Here is a 15,688-nt window from a genome sequence, read left to right as displayed (position 1 = left end):
TCTTTATTTCACGCTAGCTAAGGCTTCATTCAGGCTAGCTTCATCAAAGATGGGCACGCCAGTGACTTGATCGTTAATACGCTTAGTAAGACCCGCTAAAACTTTGCCAGGCCCACACTCTACTACTTGAGTAATGCCCTGCTGCACCATTGCTTGAATCGTTTCTTGCCAACGCACAGGCTTGGCCGCTTGATGCACTAAGGCATCTTTGATTGCTTGAGGATCGCTTAAGATTTGAACGTCGACATTATTAATCACAGGAATCGTGGGAACATTAAACTCAATATTCGCCAAATATGTCTTGAGCTTCTCAGACGCGGGTTGCAATAAAGAAGAATGAAATGGGGCAGATACCGGTAAAGGTAGAGCTCGTTTTGCACCAGCTGCTTTCAGTAGCTCACATGCTTTAGTGACCGCATCATTAGCACCAGCAATGACGACTTGACCAGGTGCATTAAAGTTAACTGCCTCAACGATGCTACCCAATGCAATACTGACTTCTTTACAAACCTGAATAACAGCCGCATCGTCCAAGCCTAATATTGCTGCCATCCCGCCGGTCCCAACTGGTACTGCACTTTGCATTGCCTGTGCACGAAAACGTACCAAGGGCACTGCATCTTTAAAAGAAATCACATCTGCCGCAACCAGAGCCGAGTACTCACCAAGGCTATGACCAGCCAGCACTTTTGGTGCTGCGCCACCAGCAGCAATCCAGGCACGGTAAAATGCAACACCTGCAATTAGCATCACTGGTTGCGTATTCGTCGTTAATGACAAGGCCTCTGCAGGCCCCTCTGAAATTAACTTGGCAACATCTTCACCTAAGGCATCGGAAGCCTCTTGCATGGTTGCGCGGACTTCAGGTCGCTGGGCAACGCTATTGAGCATCCCCACAGATTGAGAGCCTTGGCCAGGAAATACAAAAGCGAATGTCATGTAATTATTTTCGGTAGTTAAAAATTAGTACTTCAGTGCTACTGCACCCCAAGCAAAACCACCACCAACGCCTTCTAACAAAAGATATTGGCCGCGTTTAATTTGACCAGAGCGCACACCAGAATCCAATGCAAGTGGTATAGAGGCGGCAGATGTATTGCCATGCTCATGCACAGTCACAATCACTTTATCCATCGACATGCCCATCTTCTTGGCGGTACCTTCCATAATGCGAATATTAGCTTGATGTGGAACTAACCAATCAATTTGCTCCGGCTTCAGATTAGCCTTTTCTAATGCTTCGTACGCAACTTGCTCTAGTACTTTAACGGCCAATTTAAAAACTGCTTGACCATCCATCGTCATAAATGGTGAACCATGCACCTCACCGTTACCAGCTCGGCCAGGCACGCATAAGATAGCGCGCTGACTTCCATCGGCATGCAAAGCTGTAGATAATATGCCAGCTTCTTTTGAAGCCTCTAAAACAACTGCTCCTGCGCCATCACCGAATAAGACGCAAGTGCCACGATCCTGAAAGTCTAGAATGCGTGAAAAAGTTTCAGCACCAATCACCAGCACTTTTTTATAAGTGCCACAACGAATAAATGCATCAGCTGTAGCGAGTGCATAGGTAAAGCCTGCGCAAACTGCCTGAATATCAAAGGCAGCACAAGCAGTATGAGCACCCAATTTATCTTGAACGACACATGCTGTGCTGGGAAATCCACCCAAATGATCTGGTGTGGAGGTTGCCAAAATAATAAGGTCTAAATCTGACGAACTCAGACCCGCGCTAGAAAGTGCAGCCTGCGCTGCTTTAACAGCAAGGTCGCTAGTGAGTTCATTTTCAGCGGCAAAATGTCTTGCAGAAATACCGCTCCTAGTAGTAATCCACTCGTCACTAGTCTCCAAGCCATTTTTAGCAAGGCGCTCAACTAGATCTTGGTTGCTTAAGCGCAGCTCTGGAAGATAACTTCCCGTGCCAGCAACTCTTGCATAAATACTCATTCTTTCGTCTCCGCCATAAAGGCATCCGCAATGCGCTCAACCATCCGATTTTTAGCAGCTTCATAAGCGCGATCTAAGGCAAAACCAAATGCAAATCGATCCGCAGAACCATGGCTCTTAATCACACAACCGCGCAAACCTAACAATACAGCACCGTTGTAGCGTCTATGATCCACCCGCTTACGCACTCTTAATAAAGGCACCATCGCACAAATAGCCATGAGTTTGGTGAACAAAGAGCGATTAAATTCTTCCCGAATCATGCCGCTCATCATTTTAGCTAAACCTTCACTAGCCTTCAAAACAACGTTGCCCACAAAACCATCGCACACCACAATATCAGTTGTACCCTTGAAAATATCGTTACCCTCTACGTTGCCATAAAAGTTCAACTTAGATTCCCGCAGCAACTCACTGGTTTTCTTTACTACATCACTACCCTTAATGACCTCTTCGCCTATATTCAGTAGGCCGATTGTAGGGTTTTGCGTGCCATCAACGACCTGCACCATCACATTGGCCATTTGCGCAAACTGAAACAAATGCATCGGTTCACAGTCAGCATTAGCACCCAAATCCAACATTGTTGTGCCGCGGCCTTTTTCGTTTGGAATAGCTGTTGCAATCGCTGGGCGATCTACACCTTCTAGCGTCTTAAGGACATAACGAGAAATCGCCATCAAAGCACCGGTGTTGCCAGAGGAGATAACCGCATCAGCCAGACCCTCTTTCACTTGCTCGATAGCAATGCGCATCGATGAATCTTTTTTGCGTCGCAAAGCAACCTCAATGGGATCATCCATTAAAACAATTTCACTGGCAGGGATAATTTGAATGCGATCGAGGGGCGCTTTAGAGAATTTATTTAAAACTTGCTTAATTGCCTTGGTATCACCTACCAATGCAATGTTGACATCAGCATGCTTTTCCAAAAAATCGCAAGCGGCTGGAACCGTAACGACGACTCCATGATCTCCGCCCATGGCATCAATAGCTAGAGTAACGCTCATAAACTCATTGATTGCTGCAAGTGGTTTGTCTAAGAAAAAAGCGGCTTTTTATGGAGCCGCTTCAATCTGATTGGACTAATAAATTAGTCGTTTTTAGTTTTAACAACCTTACGACCACGATAGTAGCCGTTTGGTGAAATGTGGTGGCGCAAATGAGCCTCACCAGTGGTAGCTTCAACAGCTGTTGCAGGTGCGGTCAGAAAGTCGTGAGCACGGTGCATGCCACGTTTGGAAGGTGATTTTTTATTTTGTTGAACGGCCATATTGAACTCCTAAGCAAGGCGATATTCTAGCACGAAAAAAGGTTCTAAATGCTTGATTTATCGATAAACTATATTCAAAACAAGATCCTAAATAAAGCTTAGGTTTTTAGTTTTTCTTCATATTTTTCAATATGTTAAAGGGATTTTCAGGCTTTTCGGATAAGCCCTCTTCTGCATCACCCCCAAAACTAGAGTCATGGGGCTCACAAAACCCCTCTGGATGCTTTGGAATCAGTGGTAAAGACAATAAAACCTCATCCTCGATTGTTTCTAAGAGGTTGAAATGCTGGCTGGCTACCAAAGCCTCCCTCTCCTCATCCTCAACTGGATAATCATCTGCATCTTGTTCGGTTGCCAGCAGCAAAAAGCGACGTTTTTCGTCTAAATCTACGGCACAGTCTTGCGAACACCGCTGGCAAATCAAGTGAATACGGCCTTTTAAGGCCAAATCCATTGTTTGTAGGGGCTCACTTCCTGGAGAATCTTCAAAATGGGTCTGAATTACCCAATGAAATCCATCTCCCTTTAAAACCACGGAAGCCTCTTTAGTAAGCCTTGGTAAGTCAGTAATACTCAAAAAGCCAGTGCCTTGATAAGTCTGGGGAGCACAAAAATCGACCTTTTTTAAGGCACTTGGCTCTGCCAATAACTGAACTTGAGGTAAAACTTGATTACGATTCATGACATCAGTCTAAATCAAGACTACTTTGAAGGCATCTGCAGCAATGAGTATTTCGACAAATTCACCACTTATTTTGGCATCAAGCTCGATATACCGCCGAGAACTTTTAGAGCGCTTGCGTATTCCTTTCAAGATTATTTCGCCACAGGTTGACGAGGTGCCTATTGCCGGCGAAAGCACCTTGAACTTAGCGCTTCGATTGGCTCACGCTAAAGCAGCTGCAGTTGCTAAACAGCACCCCAATGCTTGGATCATTGGCTCAGACCAAGTGGCTGATCTGTGTGGCGCTGCTATCGGCAAGCCTGGAAATTTTGAAAGGGCCTTAGCACAATTGCAACTGATGCGCGGACAAACAGTGACATTTTATACGGCACTTTGCCTAATGAATGGAGATACAGAAAGCACTATTTGCGTCCCCACTGAAGTAGTCTTTCGAAATCTCTCAGATGAAATTTTACAATCCTATTTGCTTACTGAGGAACCCTATGATTGTGCAGGCAGTGCTAAGTCTGAAGGTTTAGGTATCAGCCTGATTGAGTCAATCAAGAGCGATGACCCAACCGCCCTCATTGGCTTACCGCTAATCGTATTAAGCGGTTTATTGCGTGATGCTGGTTTTATGATTCCACCAAAAGGTAAAAGTTAATCCATGGTGAAGCTTGGGACTCTTTTTTTAATTCCCAACACCTTAGGGGACGATGCTCGTGCCGAACAACTGCCCTGGGTATTGCCACATGAAACGATCGTGCAGGCTGCTAAATTAAGACATTGGATTGTGGAGGACGCCAAAACAGCACGCGCATTTTTAAAAGCGATTGATACTGTTTCTCCATTGATTTGTTCGATTCAAGAAATGCAAATGGGTGAATGGCGAGGGGCAGCACGCAATGCAAAGTATGGCGATACCGTAAAGCCTAGCGACCTTCTCAAACCTTTGCTGGCTGGAGAAGACATGGGTTTAATGTCAGAAGCGGGTGTACCTGGTGTAGCTGACCCTGGCGCAGAACTGGTATTGGCTGCACACCAAATAGGGGCGAAGGTAAAGCCCCTCGTTGGGCCCAGTTCAATCCTATTAGGCCTCATGGCCAGTGGACTGAACGGTCAACGCTTTACTTTTCAAGGTTACATTCCATATGACACTCATGAGCGTAGCACTAAGCTCAAGCAATTAGAAACGGAATCTAGAAAATTACAACAAACTCAAATATGGATTGAGACGCCTTATCGCAATAGCTCAATGCTCATGGCCTGCCTTAACTCCTTAGCGCCACAAACCTTGCTTTGTCTTGGTGTAGATCTCAGTTTGACATCACAAATGATCGCCACTCTATCGATTGCAGAATGGCGCAAGCGCTATCCTAATGAGGCAGCTTGTACTTCATTACAAAATAGGCCAACAGTATTTCTGCTGCTGGCCTAGTATTTCTTTTCTTACTTCAGGTCTGGCGCCTTAATTAAGGACTTACCAGCTGCTGCCCCAACCTCAGCACCAAAGCGCTTAGCAACCCGCTCAGCAAAGTTTTCTTTCATGGTGTAGTCCAAGATATCGGGGGCCTTGAATACATCTCGCGCAACCGTATCAACCGTTCCAAAGCCGTCAGCCAATCCAATCTTGACCGCTTGTTCACCATTCCAAACACGGCCAGAAAATAAGTCCGCAGATTCTTTTAAGCGAGCGCCACGACCCTCTTTGACTACCGCAATAAATTGCTGATGAATCTCATCAATCATGGTTTTAATCATGTCGACTTGTTGTGGATTTTCTTTACTAAATGGATCCATCATGCCCTTATTAGATCCTGCGGTAATCATGCGTCGAGTAACGCCTAACTTATCCATCAAACCCGTAAATCCAAAGCCTTCCATGATGACGCCGATAGAACCAACGATGCTGGCCTTATCCACCAAAATTTGATCTGCAGCAACAGCTACGTAGTAACCACCAGAGGCGCAAATATCTTCCACTACAACATAAAATAGCTTTTTGGGATAAAGCTTACGTAAGCGATGAATCTCATCATTGATCATCCCCGCCTGAACTGGCGATCCTCCGGGACTATTGATACGCATCACTACTCCTGCACTATTTTCGTTTTCAAATGCTGCAGTTAGAGATGAATTAATATCCAAAGCGTTTGCCATTGAACTAGATGAAATCTCACCATCTAACGTCACCATGGCGGTATGTTTTTCTACGCCAATACCACGTCCTGGCAAATGAAAATCAAATACCATAATCACCACAGACACAATAACCAGTAAGGTCAGAACTCTTAGCACTGCTTTCCAGCGACGGGCCTTACGGGTTTCTTTTAAGTTCTCTAACAATAAATGCTCGAGTGCTTGTCGTTCCCAATTAGGATTTGGACTGTTTTCCATCTTCATTAATTCCTTAGTGTTACTTTTTTCAATTTTAAACTTTTAAACTACCTACGCTATCAGATTTTCTTTAAGCCATGACGACAACTGACTCACGTCATCAACATGGGCTAATGACTTTGAAGCCTTTAAGGTATCAGGTGGGTGAGCTCCATACGTCACAGCTACCGCATCTACTCCCGCATTAGTTGCCATATCTAAGTCATGAGTTGTATCGCCAATCATCAGAATACGACGTGTTGGTACCTGAGTGACATCTGACAACTCGAGCAACATAGCTGGGTGAGGCTTAGAAAATGATTCATCCGCAGTTCGGGTTTCATGAAATACATGAGAAAGTTGATGGTGCTTTAATGATCGATCTAGGCCGACTCTCGATTTACCAGTTGCCACTGCCAGCAGATATTGGTCAGCACGTAATTCTTCTAGCAATTCACGAATGCCAACAAATAAATCAAGCTCATGGTCTTTTGCTAAATAATGGAAGCGAAAACGGTCTGTCAGTTTTTGAAAATGAATTGGGTCTACCCATGGAACTGCCCGCCGTAATGAATCATGAATACCCAAGCCAATCACTGAGCTTGCCAAAGTATCGTCAGGGACTTTAAAGCCTAGATCACGACAGGATTGCTGAATGCAATGGACGATGGTGGGGGTGGAATCCATAATGGTTCCATCCCAGTCCCAAACAATTAAGTCATAGCGGCGATCAGATTTATTTTTTTGTGGCATCTTCAGTTGGAGATTTTTCTTTAGTCGTCTTTTCTGGCTGATCGAATGCTTTCATCATAGCCTCGAATTCAAAAGGTAGTGGGGATTCAATCCGCATCTTTTCCCCTGTTCGAGGATGAGTAAACCCTGCTAAATGGGCATGTAAGTAGAGGCGTTTTGATTTAATCAACTTATCTTGATCTTCAAAGCCATACTTATCATCGCCCAAAATAGAATGGCCTAACTTTTGCAAATGCACCCGAATTTGATGGGTACGGCCAGTTTTTAATTGGGCCTCCGCTAAAGTGATTGCGACCCTTTCTCGCTGAAAGCTTTTACTCACTCGCAAGGCGGTATGACTAGGTAGGCCGTCAGGATCAACGCGTACTCGGCGCTCTCCGTTTGCTAGTAAATACTTGTGCAATGGAAACTTGAGCTGCATCACGCTATTTCCCTGAGATATTTCACCATGAGCTAATAAGTAATATCGTTTATCTGTTTGCCCTTCCCGAATTTGACGATGGAGCTCAACCAGAGCACTGCGTTTTTTGGCCAACAGTAAAACACCAGAGGTATCACGATCTAGGCGGTGTACTAATTCTAAAAATTTGAGCTCAGGGCGTGTAATCCGCAGTGTTTCGATGACGCCAAGTGCAATGCCTGAGCCGCCATGAACTGCTAAGCCCGAAGGCTTATCAACAATTAACAAAGCATCATCTTCAAAAAGAATGGGCATTTTGTCGGAATACGTTTTTGCCCGAGACTTGGTCTGAGCAGTATTGACGGCGGCCATTTGTGCTGGCTCAGCAATCCGAACTGGAGGAAGCCTCACTACATCCCCTTCTACTAAACGAGTAGTGGGTTCAGCACGCTTTTTATTGACCCGAACCTCACCCGAGCGAATAATGCGAAAAACGTGACTTTTTGGTACCCCTTTAGCCCAGCGTAATAAATAATTATCTAAGCGCTGCCCCGCTTCTTCGGGGCCGATGGTCTCAAGCAGAACTGTGGCCGGAGTGCGGACTGATACTGCTTTTGGGGTCAATATGGGGTCGGATTTCATGATTTATCTCTCTTGCCAGCTTTACAGAGGACGACAAGGCACTCAACAATACCCCATTGTCATTCAACTTGTGCCGTATAATCAGCGCTCAAGCCAATTTATTGGCCCGAGACGAACCTGATTCAGGTTTGAATCGTGGAGCTTAGAGTCGCCCTTCAAAAGACTCTCGGGGTTGCCCCTCCCCCGTTGTAATGAGGCGCAGGGTTGGTGTGCCGTATGCCGCGACCCGCGATTAGAAGACAGTTTTCAGGCGCGCGCCTGCATTGATGACCTAAAGGAGGTCTCTGCGGCGATCGTCAAGTGTGGCACCGATTTAACCAACAGTTAACTGGGTGAACTGAGTAAAAGATGCTCAGATTTGCATGATCCACACTCATAAACCGCCTTGGGCTCAGTCCTAGGCGGTATCTGACTTGTCTCCTACGCAGCGCGCAACGACAACCTCCCCCATAGGAGAGTGTTATGAAACGCATGTTATTTAATGCAACTCAACAAGAAGAGTTGCGAGTTGCCATCGTTGATGGTCAAAAACTCATCGATATTGATATCGAAGCTGCTGGTCGTGAACAACGCAAAGGCAATATTTACAAAGGTGTTATTACCCGCATTGAGCCTTCCCTGGAAGCTTGCTTTGTCAACTATGGTGAAGAGCGTCATGGCTTTTTACCATTTAAAGAAGTTGCCAGAACTTACTTCAAAGAGGGTATAGACGTTCGCAGTGCCTCCATCAAGGATGCCCTGCGTGAAGGTCAAGAAATTATTGTTCAGGTAGAAAAAGAAGAGCGTGGCCAAAAAGGTGCAGCTTTAACTTCCTTTGTCTCCTTGGCTGGCCGTTATTTGGTATTGATGCCAAATAATCCTCGTGGAGGCGGCGTGTCTCGTCGCATTGAGGGTGAAGACCGTCAAGAACTGCGTGATGCTATGTCCCAGTTAGATATCCCTGATGGTATGAGCATCATTGCTCGTACCGCTGGTATTGGTCGCGACGCTACAGAATTGCAATGGGACTTAAGTTACCTCATGCAGTTGTGGAAAGCGATTGATGAGGCTGCTAAAGGCAACTCAGCACCATTATTGATTTATCTCGAATCGAGCTTGGTGATTCGTGCCATCCGTGATTACTTCCAGCCGGATATCGGCGAGATCCTCATTGATACCGATGATATCTACGAGCAAGCTGCTGCATTTATGTCAGTCGTAATGCCGGACAACTTGCCCAGAGTAAAGCGCTATCAAGATGATGTACCTTTATTCTCACGCTTCCAAATTGAGCATCAAATTGAAACGGCTTACTCACGTACCGTGCCATTGCCTTCTGGCGGCGCGATTGTGATTGACCACACTGAAGCTTTGGTTTCTGTGGACGTGAACTCTGCCCGCGCAACCCGTGGTTCTGATATTGAAGAAACTGCTACTCGCACTAACTTAGAAGCTGCCGATGAAATTGCCCGTCAAGCACGTTTACGTGACTTAGGTGGTTTGATTGTGATCGACTTTATTGATATGGAATCGAGCAAAGCTCAGAAAGATGTTGAGAATCGCCTGCGCGATGCTCTGCGTCATGATCGTGCTCGGGTTCAGATGGGCAAGATCTCCAAGTTTGGCTTGATGGAAATGTCACGCCAGCGCTTACGGCCTGCACTTTCTGAAGGTAGTCATGTCACTTGCCCACGCTGTAACGGCACAGGCCATATTCGTGATACTGAGTCTTCTGCACTGCAAGTTCTGCGCATCATTCAAGAAGAAGCAATGAAAGAGAACACAGCGGCGATTCATACACAGGTACCAGTCGAAGTGGCTGCATTCCTCTTGAATGAAAAACGTGCTGAAGTGATTAAGATTGAGTCTCGCTTCAAAGTGAATGTCTTGATGGTTCCTAACAAGCATTTAGAAACACCACATTACAAGTTAGAGCGTTTGCGTCATGATGATCCCCGTCTTGACGATCAAAAGGCTAGCTATGTGATGGCTGAAGAAGCTGCTCGCGAGCTCGAGACCGACACTACAGTAAGTCGTAAAGATGCTGATGTGAAGGTACGTCCTGAAGCAGCTGTGAAGGGCATTACGCCAACTCAACCTGCGCCGATTAGCCAACCACGCCCTGTTCGTACTGAAAAAGTACAAGCTGAAAGCTCTGGTGGTTTCTTTGGATTTATCAAGAAGATGTTCTCTTCTTCTCCTGCAGTAGAAGAGAAGCCAGCAGATAACAATGCCCATGGTCGCAATCAAGGACGTAATGCCAATGGTGGCGATCGCAACCGTGGCCGTAATCGTCGCGGTGAGCGCAACGATCGCAATGGTGAGCGTACAGAACGTCCAGTAGCGAATGCCGCTGAAGGTACTACTGAAGGCAATAACGGCAATCGGAATAACCGCAATAATCGGAATAACCGCAATCAAAATGGTCCGAAGCCTGAGCGTCAAGCAAACCCAGCTGCAGTCACTCCTGCAACGGAAGCTGCTCCTGGTACTGAAGCTACACCGAGCGCTGATGGCGAAGAGCGTCGTGGCCGTGGTCGTAACCGTCGTGGCCGTGGTCGCGGTCAACGCGGTGAGGACACAAGCGATATAACAACTACTCCAGCAGCAAGCGCTGCTACTTTTTCAGGGCCTCCTGCGGGAATGGCTGGCGCATCTGCAACGATGCCGATGCAAAATATTGCCAAAAGCTTTGGTAATGCAAAACCTGCGACAGTTAAAAAGGAAAGAAGTCCTCGTGCACCTCGCGCATCGCGCCCAGCACAAGCAGAAACTTCAACTCCAGTAGTGGCAGTAGCTGCTGCTATTGAAGTGATTGTGAAGCCTGCACCAGAACTTCCGAAGATTGCCTTCCAGGCGCTTGAAGAAACTCCTTTGCATAGCGTTGTGCGATCTGCTGGAATGATCTGGGTAGCAACTGACTCAAGCAAAATGGCTGAAGTTCAAGGTCAGATTCAGGCAGAGCCAGTAGTAGAAAATGTAGGCAGAACACCAAAACCTGCAGCTAGTCAGCCACAAGGTCCAATGGTTTTAGTTGAAACCGGCGGCCAAGAAAAAACGGTTTAAAGCTTTTTCTCCAGACTGCCATTTATCCCACAAAGATATTTGGCAGTTTGGCAGAAACCCCTTTTCACAGCCATAATCAAGAATATGGTTGAAAAAGTAATCCCCATCCGAATCGATGAAGGCACAGGCCTTAGACCGTCCATTCCTGGACAGTTAGTTGCGCCCCATGCCCACACCAAAGATGCTAGAGGTCGAACTCTGCGCGACCTTCGGATCTCGGTGACTGATCGCTGCAATTTTCGCTGTACCTATTGCATGCCTAAAGAAGTGTTCAACCAAGATTACCCTTATCTTTCACATAAAGAATTACTGAGCTTTGAAGAAATTACTCGCCTCACCACTATCTTTGCTAGTTTAGGTGTTGAAAAAATACGTCTCACAGGTGGCGAACCATTACTCCGTAAGAATTTAGAAGTATTGATTGAAATGCTGGCACAAGTTCGAACACCTGAAAACAAACCATTAGATCTGACCTTGACGACCAATGGCAGCATCCTCCGTAAAAAAGCTGCTGCATTAAAAGCCGCGGGCTTACAAAGACTCACTATCAGCTTAGATGGTTTGAATGATGAGATCTTTAAAAAGATGAATGATGTTGATTTTCCTGTGGTTGATGTATTAGATGGCATCTTAGCGGCACAGGAAGTAGGCTTTGAAAATATCAAAGTCAATATGGTGGTTAAAAAGGGAACGAATGATCATGAAATTCTTACTATGGCAAAGCATTTTAAAAATAGCGGCGTGATTCTGCGTTTTATAGAATTTATGGATGTAGGTAGCTCTAACGGCTGGAATATGGCTGAAGTACTTTCATCTAAAGAAGTTATCGCTCGCATTCATGAAATATTTCCACTAGAACCAATTCAAGCAAATTACACGGGTGAAGTGGCACAACGCTGGCGCTATCTTGATGGCTCAGGAGAAATTGGCGTCATCTCCAGTGTGACTCAAACCTTCTGCCATGAATGTACTCGTGCCCGAATCTCCACAGACGGTCAAATGTACCAATGCTTATTTGCGAATCATGGTTTTGATTTCAAGACCCTATTGCGCTCTAGTCATAGTGATTTAGAAATTGCCAATGCCATCATGAGCACTTGGTCTAGTCGAGATGACCACTATTCTGAAATTCGGGGATCGAATACCGCTAACCAATCGACCGGTAATCGCAAAGTCGAAATGTCTTATATCGGCGGCTAATGATTGCTGCAGAACACATGACTGGATTAATCCTTGCTGGTGGCAGAGCACAGCGGATGGGTGGAATTGATAAAGGTCTGATTCCATTTTTAGGCAAACCTTTAATTGCCTCGGCGATTAATCGACTTCAAGCTCAAGTCAGTGGAATTTTGATTAATGCTAATCGCAACATCATCCAATATTCGACCTACGGTTACCCAGTGATTGAGGATGAAACTCCTGATTTTTCTGGACCGCTAGCAGGCTTCTCTGTTGGACTAAAAGCCTGTAAGACGCCCTATCTTTTGACCGCCCCCTGCGATTCGCCGCTCCTACCTATAAACCTTGGAGCCCAGTTAGCTGCAGAAATGGAACGTGGCGATTTTCAATTGGTCCACGCCTCCAGCAAAGAGAGCGATGGCAAAGTGTGGGCGCAACCCGTTTTCTGTTTAATGCGTGCAGATTTAATTGATTCACTAAAGCTCTTCTTAGAGAGTGGTAATTTCAAAATCGATCGCTGGTTTAAAGAGTTACATTCAAGCACGGTGATATTTGAAAACGCTGATGCCTTTGCCAATATCAATACTCCAGAAGAACTCAAAGCTTTAGAAGAAGCCTCTTGATGAACCATTCGCCTAATAACCCTATTTTCTTAAGCTCCTCATTGCATGTAGACGATGCTCGCAAAGCGATTGCACAAATGGTGGATGAACTTCTCGCAGAAGCTCGACTGCTTAATAACCCTGCAGAAATCAATATCGTTTCATTGGATCAAGCAATCAACCGAATTTTAGCTGAAGATGTCTTATCGCCAATTGATGTGCCATCAGCAGATAACTCTGCTATGGATGGCTTTGCGTTTAATGGCAAATGTCTGGAAACAAACTCACTCGACATTACTCTTACTGTAATTGGAACGGCCCTTGCTGGTAAGCCTTACGAAGGCAAGGTTAGCGACGGTGAATGCCTCAAGATCATGACTGGCGCGCTGATGCCATCTGGCTGTGACACAGTTATTCCTCAAGAATTAACCACTAGCGACAATCCTGAATTCATTACTTTTAAACAAAATCAACTCAAGCCTGGTGAAAATCGTCGCTTACGCGGCGAAGATTTACAAAGGGGTAAACCAGCAATTGCTGCTGATCGTTTATTACGCCCCTCTGATTTGGGCCTTGCAGCATCTCTTGGTATTGCATCACTGAAAGTCAAGCGCAAACTGAGAGTAGCTATTTTGTCTTCAGGTGATGAGCTTCGATCCTTAGGTCAACCCTTAGAGAGCGGATGTATTTATGACAGTAATCGCTATAGCCTCACTGGGCTACTGAATCGACTCAATCTTGAAATAATCGATTGTGGCATTGTGCGTGATGATCCCAGCTCTTTGAAGGAGGCGTTTATTGAGGCCTCCACTCAAGCCGATGTCTTAATTTCTTCTGGTGGAGTTTCAGTTGGTGAGGCAGATTTCACTAAACAAATCATGCAAGAATTAGGTGACGTCGGATTTTGGAAGATCGCAATGAGACCAGGTCGGCCAATGGCTTTTGGAACACTGAAGCCAGTTTTAGGCCAATCATCAGCTAAGAGAACCTTGTTCTTCGGTTTACCCGGCAATCCTGTAGCAGTCATGGTGACTTTCTACCAATTCGTTCGAAGCGCACTCTTGCAACTGAACGGCGCGAGCCAAACTGAAGTCCCACTAAGCCAAGCTATTTCAGAAACCCCGATTCGTAAAAAGCCAGGTCGCACTGAATTTCAGCGGGCTATTTTAGGGCGTAACGCTGAGGGGAGACCCACAGTCAAACTGACTGGCAGCCAAGGGGCTGGCATTTTGCGCTCTATGAGCGAAGCAAGCTGTTTCATCATCCTTCATCACGATCAAGGAAATATTGCTGCCGGAGACTGGGTAGATGTGGCGCTTTTTGATGGACTGCTTTAAGATTGCGTCATCATGAAACTTAGCAAAAAAGAACTGGTCTTCCTCGACCCTATGCATACCGCCAAAACTTTAGTTTTGGTTTACCTGTGCTTTTCAGTCCCTATCGTTCTATTGGCACTCTTTGTGGCCTTTGTCCGCGATGGTGCGATTCCTGGCTTTACCGTGCTTTCAGCATTAGTTCTGAATGCTTTGCTTGGCTTCGGTTTACTCTGGATTGCCTGCAAGGTTTATAACTGGGTAGCTGGTAAATTCGGTGGCATTGAACTAGCCTTGCGTGAACTCCCAGAAGAAATTGAAGCTGAGTAAATGACACTCTAGAAATAAATAAAGCCGAGAACTGTATCTGTCTCGGCTTTATTGTTATTTGCGAACCGCGTACTAATCTTTCAATAATTCAGTATTAATTAAGCTGGGTGGTTTCTGACCAGCCAATGCAGCACGTAAATTATCAACAGCTAAATCCACCATCGCACGGCGTGTTTTTTCACTAGCGCTTGCAATGTGCGGCGCCAAGACAATATTACTTAATTTGAGTAACTCGGGATTGACTTTGGGCTCACCTTCAAAAACATCTAGACCAGCGGCAAAGATCTTTTTTTCTTTTAGTGCTTTTGCTAACGCTAAATCATCCACAATACCGCCTCGCGCAATGTTTACCAGGGTGGCAGTCGGTTTCATCAAGGCAATTTCTTTGGCGCCAATGGTGTGATGATTCTCTGGTGTGTAAGGTAGAACTAAAACAACGTGATCGGCTGTTCGGAGTAATTCTTCTTTGGACATGTAAGTTGCCCCAGAGGCTTTTTCGTGTGCTTCAGGTAGACGACTACGATTGTGATAAATCACTTTCATACCAAAAGCTAAGGCGCGTTTCGCAATGCCCTGGCCAATACGCCCCATTCCAATAATGCCTAGTGTGCTGTGGTGCAAATCCATGCCCAAAGGATTGTGCACGATTGACCACTGATCCCACAGACCATCCCTGATCCAGCGCTCAGATTCAGTAATTCTCCTTGCAGTTGCCATCAGCAAGGCAAATCCAAAATCAGCTGTGGTATCGGTTAATACACCCGGAGTATTACTTGCCATTACGCCAGCTACAGTCATTGCAGGAATATCAAAATTGTTATAGCCCACTGCAATATTGGCCACTATCTTTAAGTTTTTAGCATTGGCCAATGCACTTGCATCTAATCGCTCACTACCAGTGACTAAAGCGCCGACAACATTCGATAGCTCTTTTTGCAACTCCTCCGGCGTAAAGACTTGATCAGCCTGGTTAGAGCGAACCTCGAAGGACTCCTCTAACTTAGCCAGTTGATCTGGAAAAATTGCTCTAGCTACTAAAACTTTTGGTTTATTACTCATTAATGTCCTTTTTTATATCTGGATACCTGCAATTTGTTAAGCACGTATCTTAAATTGATCCTTGAAAAATTGGGGGAGAATATTATTGCGATGCAATAAAAA

At 45.5% G+C, this 15,688-nt stretch carries 16 protein-coding genes; 7 read left to right on the top strand and 9 right to left on the bottom strand.

Translation table 11 applies throughout. From position 1 onward, the window contains the following. Window positions 1–3: 3 nt before the first annotated feature. The 5 genes from fabD to ABWP14_RS00730 form a co-directional block, all read right to left on the bottom strand. Window positions 4–939 (bottom strand): ACP S-malonyltransferase, encoded by a 936-nt coding sequence (fabD, locus tag ABWP14_RS00750; protein WP_353201067.1) that lies wholly within the window; start codon window positions 937–939, stop codon window positions 4–6. Between the two features lie 24 nt (window positions 940–963). Then, window positions 964–1,950, bottom strand: coding sequence for a beta-ketoacyl-ACP synthase III (locus tag ABWP14_RS00745; RefSeq protein WP_353201066.1), 987 nt, complete (start codon window positions 1,948–1,950; stop codon window positions 964–966). Beyond that, window positions 1,947–2,960 (bottom strand): phosphate acyltransferase PlsX, encoded by a 1,014-nt coding sequence (gene plsX, locus ABWP14_RS00740; RefSeq protein ID WP_353201065.1) that lies wholly within the window; start codon window positions 2,958–2,960, stop codon window positions 1,947–1,949. Before plsX ends, ABWP14_RS00745 begins: the two co-directional genes overlap by 4 nt. An 83-nt stretch (window positions 2,961–3,043) precedes the next feature. Then, complete coding sequence (gene rpmF / locus ABWP14_RS00735; protein WP_011902241.1) at window positions 3,044–3,223, bottom strand: 50S ribosomal protein L32; 180 nt, start codon at window positions 3,221–3,223, stop codon at window positions 3,044–3,046. 106 nt (window positions 3,224–3,329) lie between these two features. Beyond that, window positions 3,330–3,905, bottom strand: a complete 576-nt coding sequence (locus ABWP14_RS00730; protein ID WP_353201064.1) for a YceD family protein — start codon at window positions 3,903–3,905, stop codon at window positions 3,330–3,332. Window positions 3,906–3,948: 43 nt separating this feature from the next. Between ABWP14_RS00730 and ABWP14_RS00725 the strand changes: the two genes are divergently transcribed. Both ABWP14_RS00725 and ABWP14_RS00720 read left to right on the top strand, forming a co-directional pair. Then, a complete protein-coding gene (locus tag ABWP14_RS00725) occupies window positions 3,949–4,551 on the top strand; it encodes a Maf family nucleotide pyrophosphatase (RefSeq protein ID WP_353201063.1) in 603 nt (200 codons plus the stop codon). A 3-nt stretch (window positions 4,552–4,554) separates the two neighbouring features. Then, a complete protein-coding gene (locus tag ABWP14_RS00720) occupies window positions 4,555–5,325 on the top strand; it encodes an SAM-dependent methyltransferase (protein ID WP_353201062.1) in 771 nt (256 codons plus the stop codon). A gap of 11 nt (window positions 5,326–5,336) precedes the next feature. Here the strand turns inward: ABWP14_RS00720 and ABWP14_RS00715 are convergent, their stop codons facing one another. From ABWP14_RS00715 to ABWP14_RS00705, 3 genes are read right to left on the bottom strand one after another with little or no spacing between them, the layout of a single operon-like run. Beyond that, complete coding sequence (locus tag ABWP14_RS00715) at window positions 5,337–6,284, bottom strand: S49 family peptidase (protein WP_353201061.1); 948 nt, start codon at window positions 6,282–6,284, stop codon at window positions 5,337–5,339. Window positions 6,285–6,335: 51 nt separating this feature from the next. After that, on the bottom strand, window positions 6,336–7,016 hold the full coding sequence (locus ABWP14_RS00710) for an HAD-IA family hydrolase (protein WP_353201060.1): 681 nt from the start codon (window positions 7,014–7,016) through the stop codon (window positions 6,336–6,338). Further along, window positions 7,000–8,058 (bottom strand): RluA family pseudouridine synthase, encoded by a 1,059-nt coding sequence (locus tag ABWP14_RS00705; RefSeq protein WP_353201059.1) that lies wholly within the window; start codon window positions 8,056–8,058, stop codon window positions 7,000–7,002. The genes ABWP14_RS00710 and ABWP14_RS00705 overlap by 17 nt, the downstream gene beginning before the upstream one ends. A gap of 462 nt (window positions 8,059–8,520) precedes the next feature. On the opposite strand from ABWP14_RS00705, the gene ABWP14_RS00700 reads away from it, so the two are divergent. The 5 genes from ABWP14_RS00700 to ABWP14_RS00680 all read left to right on the top strand — a co-directional run bounded on the left by ABWP14_RS00700 (window position 8,521) and on the right by ABWP14_RS00680 (window position 14,527). Further along, complete coding sequence (locus tag ABWP14_RS00700) at window positions 8,521–11,103, top strand: Rne/Rng family ribonuclease (protein WP_353201058.1); 2,583 nt, start codon at window positions 8,521–8,523, stop codon at window positions 11,101–11,103. 84 nt (window positions 11,104–11,187) lie between these two features. Then, window positions 11,188–12,303 (top strand): GTP 3',8-cyclase MoaA, encoded by a 1,116-nt coding sequence (gene moaA, locus ABWP14_RS00695; RefSeq protein WP_353201057.1) that lies wholly within the window; start codon window positions 11,188–11,190, stop codon window positions 12,301–12,303. A gap of 17 nt (window positions 12,304–12,320) precedes the next feature. Next, on the top strand, window positions 12,321–12,905 hold the full coding sequence (gene mobA / locus ABWP14_RS00690; protein ID WP_353201056.1) for a molybdenum cofactor guanylyltransferase MobA: 585 nt from the start codon (window positions 12,321–12,323) through the stop codon (window positions 12,903–12,905). Continuing rightward, complete coding sequence (gene moeA / locus ABWP14_RS00685) at window positions 12,905–14,221, top strand: molybdopterin molybdotransferase MoeA (protein WP_353201055.1); 1,317 nt, start codon at window positions 12,905–12,907, stop codon at window positions 14,219–14,221. Before mobA ends, moeA begins: the two co-directional genes overlap by 1 nt. A 12-nt stretch (window positions 14,222–14,233) precedes the next feature. Then, on the top strand, window positions 14,234–14,527 hold the full coding sequence (locus tag ABWP14_RS00680; protein ID WP_028819163.1) for a hypothetical protein: 294 nt from the start codon (window positions 14,234–14,236) through the stop codon (window positions 14,525–14,527). A gap of 72 nt (window positions 14,528–14,599) precedes the next feature. On the opposite strand, the gene ABWP14_RS00675 is transcribed toward ABWP14_RS00680, so the two are convergent. Next, a complete protein-coding gene (locus ABWP14_RS00675) occupies window positions 14,600–15,586 on the bottom strand; it encodes a 2-hydroxyacid dehydrogenase (protein WP_353201054.1) in 987 nt (328 codons plus the stop codon). Between the last annotated feature and the right edge of the window lie 102 nt (window positions 15,587–15,688).

It is taken from the genome of Polynucleobacter sp. (assembly GCF_040400325.1).
GTDB lineage: Bacteria > Pseudomonadota > Gammaproteobacteria > Burkholderiales > Burkholderiaceae > Polynucleobacter.
This window is presented reverse-complemented; position numbering and strand designations above follow the sequence as displayed.

What these genes read in the sequence shown, in the direction of transcription:
- fabD (WP_353201067.1), bottom strand. Translation starts at nt 939, where the DNA reads ATGACATTCGCTTTTGTATTTCCTGGCCAAGGCTCTCAATCTGTGGGG.
- ABWP14_RS00745 (WP_353201066.1), bottom strand. Translation starts at nt 1,950, where the DNA reads ATGAGTATTTATGCAAGAGTTGCTGGCACGGGAAGTTATCTTCCAGAG.
- plsX (WP_353201065.1), bottom strand. Translation starts at nt 2,960, where the DNA reads ATGAGCGTTACTCTAGCTATTGATGCCATGGGCGGAGATCATGGAGTC.
- rpmF (WP_011902241.1), bottom strand. Translation starts at nt 3,223, where the DNA reads ATGGCCGTTCAACAAAATAAAAAATCACCTTCCAAACGTGGCATGCAC.
- ABWP14_RS00730 (WP_353201064.1), bottom strand. Translation starts at nt 3,905, where the DNA reads ATGAATCGTAATCAAGTTTTACCTCAAGTTCAGTTATTGGCAGAGCCA.
- ABWP14_RS00725 (WP_353201063.1), top strand. Translation starts at nt 3,949, where the DNA reads ATGAGTATTTCGACAAATTCACCACTTATTTTGGCATCAAGCTCGATA.
- ABWP14_RS00720 (WP_353201062.1), top strand. Translation starts at nt 4,555, where the DNA reads ATGGTGAAGCTTGGGACTCTTTTTTTAATTCCCAACACCTTAGGGGAC.
- ABWP14_RS00715 (WP_353201061.1), bottom strand. Translation starts at nt 6,284, where the DNA reads ATGGAAAACAGTCCAAATCCTAATTGGGAACGACAAGCACTCGAGCAT.
- ABWP14_RS00710 (WP_353201060.1), bottom strand. Translation starts at nt 7,016, where the DNA reads ATGCCACAAAAAAATAAATCTGATCGCCGCTATGACTTAATTGTTTGG.
- ABWP14_RS00705 (WP_353201059.1), bottom strand. Translation starts at nt 8,058, where the DNA reads ATGAAATCCGACCCCATATTGACCCCAAAAGCAGTATCAGTCCGCACT.
- ABWP14_RS00700 (WP_353201058.1), top strand. Translation starts at nt 8,521, where the DNA reads ATGAAACGCATGTTATTTAATGCAACTCAACAAGAAGAGTTGCGAGTT.
- moaA (WP_353201057.1), top strand. Translation starts at nt 11,188, where the DNA reads ATGGTTGAAAAAGTAATCCCCATCCGAATCGATGAAGGCACAGGCCTT.
- mobA (WP_353201056.1), top strand. Translation starts at nt 12,321, where the DNA reads ATGACTGGATTAATCCTTGCTGGTGGCAGAGCACAGCGGATGGGTGGA.
- moeA (WP_353201055.1), top strand. Translation starts at nt 12,905, where the DNA reads ATGAACCATTCGCCTAATAACCCTATTTTCTTAAGCTCCTCATTGCAT.
- ABWP14_RS00680 (WP_028819163.1), top strand. Translation starts at nt 14,234, where the DNA reads ATGAAACTTAGCAAAAAAGAACTGGTCTTCCTCGACCCTATGCATACC.
- ABWP14_RS00675 (WP_353201054.1), bottom strand. Translation starts at nt 15,586, where the DNA reads ATGAGTAATAAACCAAAAGTTTTAGTAGCTAGAGCAATTTTTCCAGAT.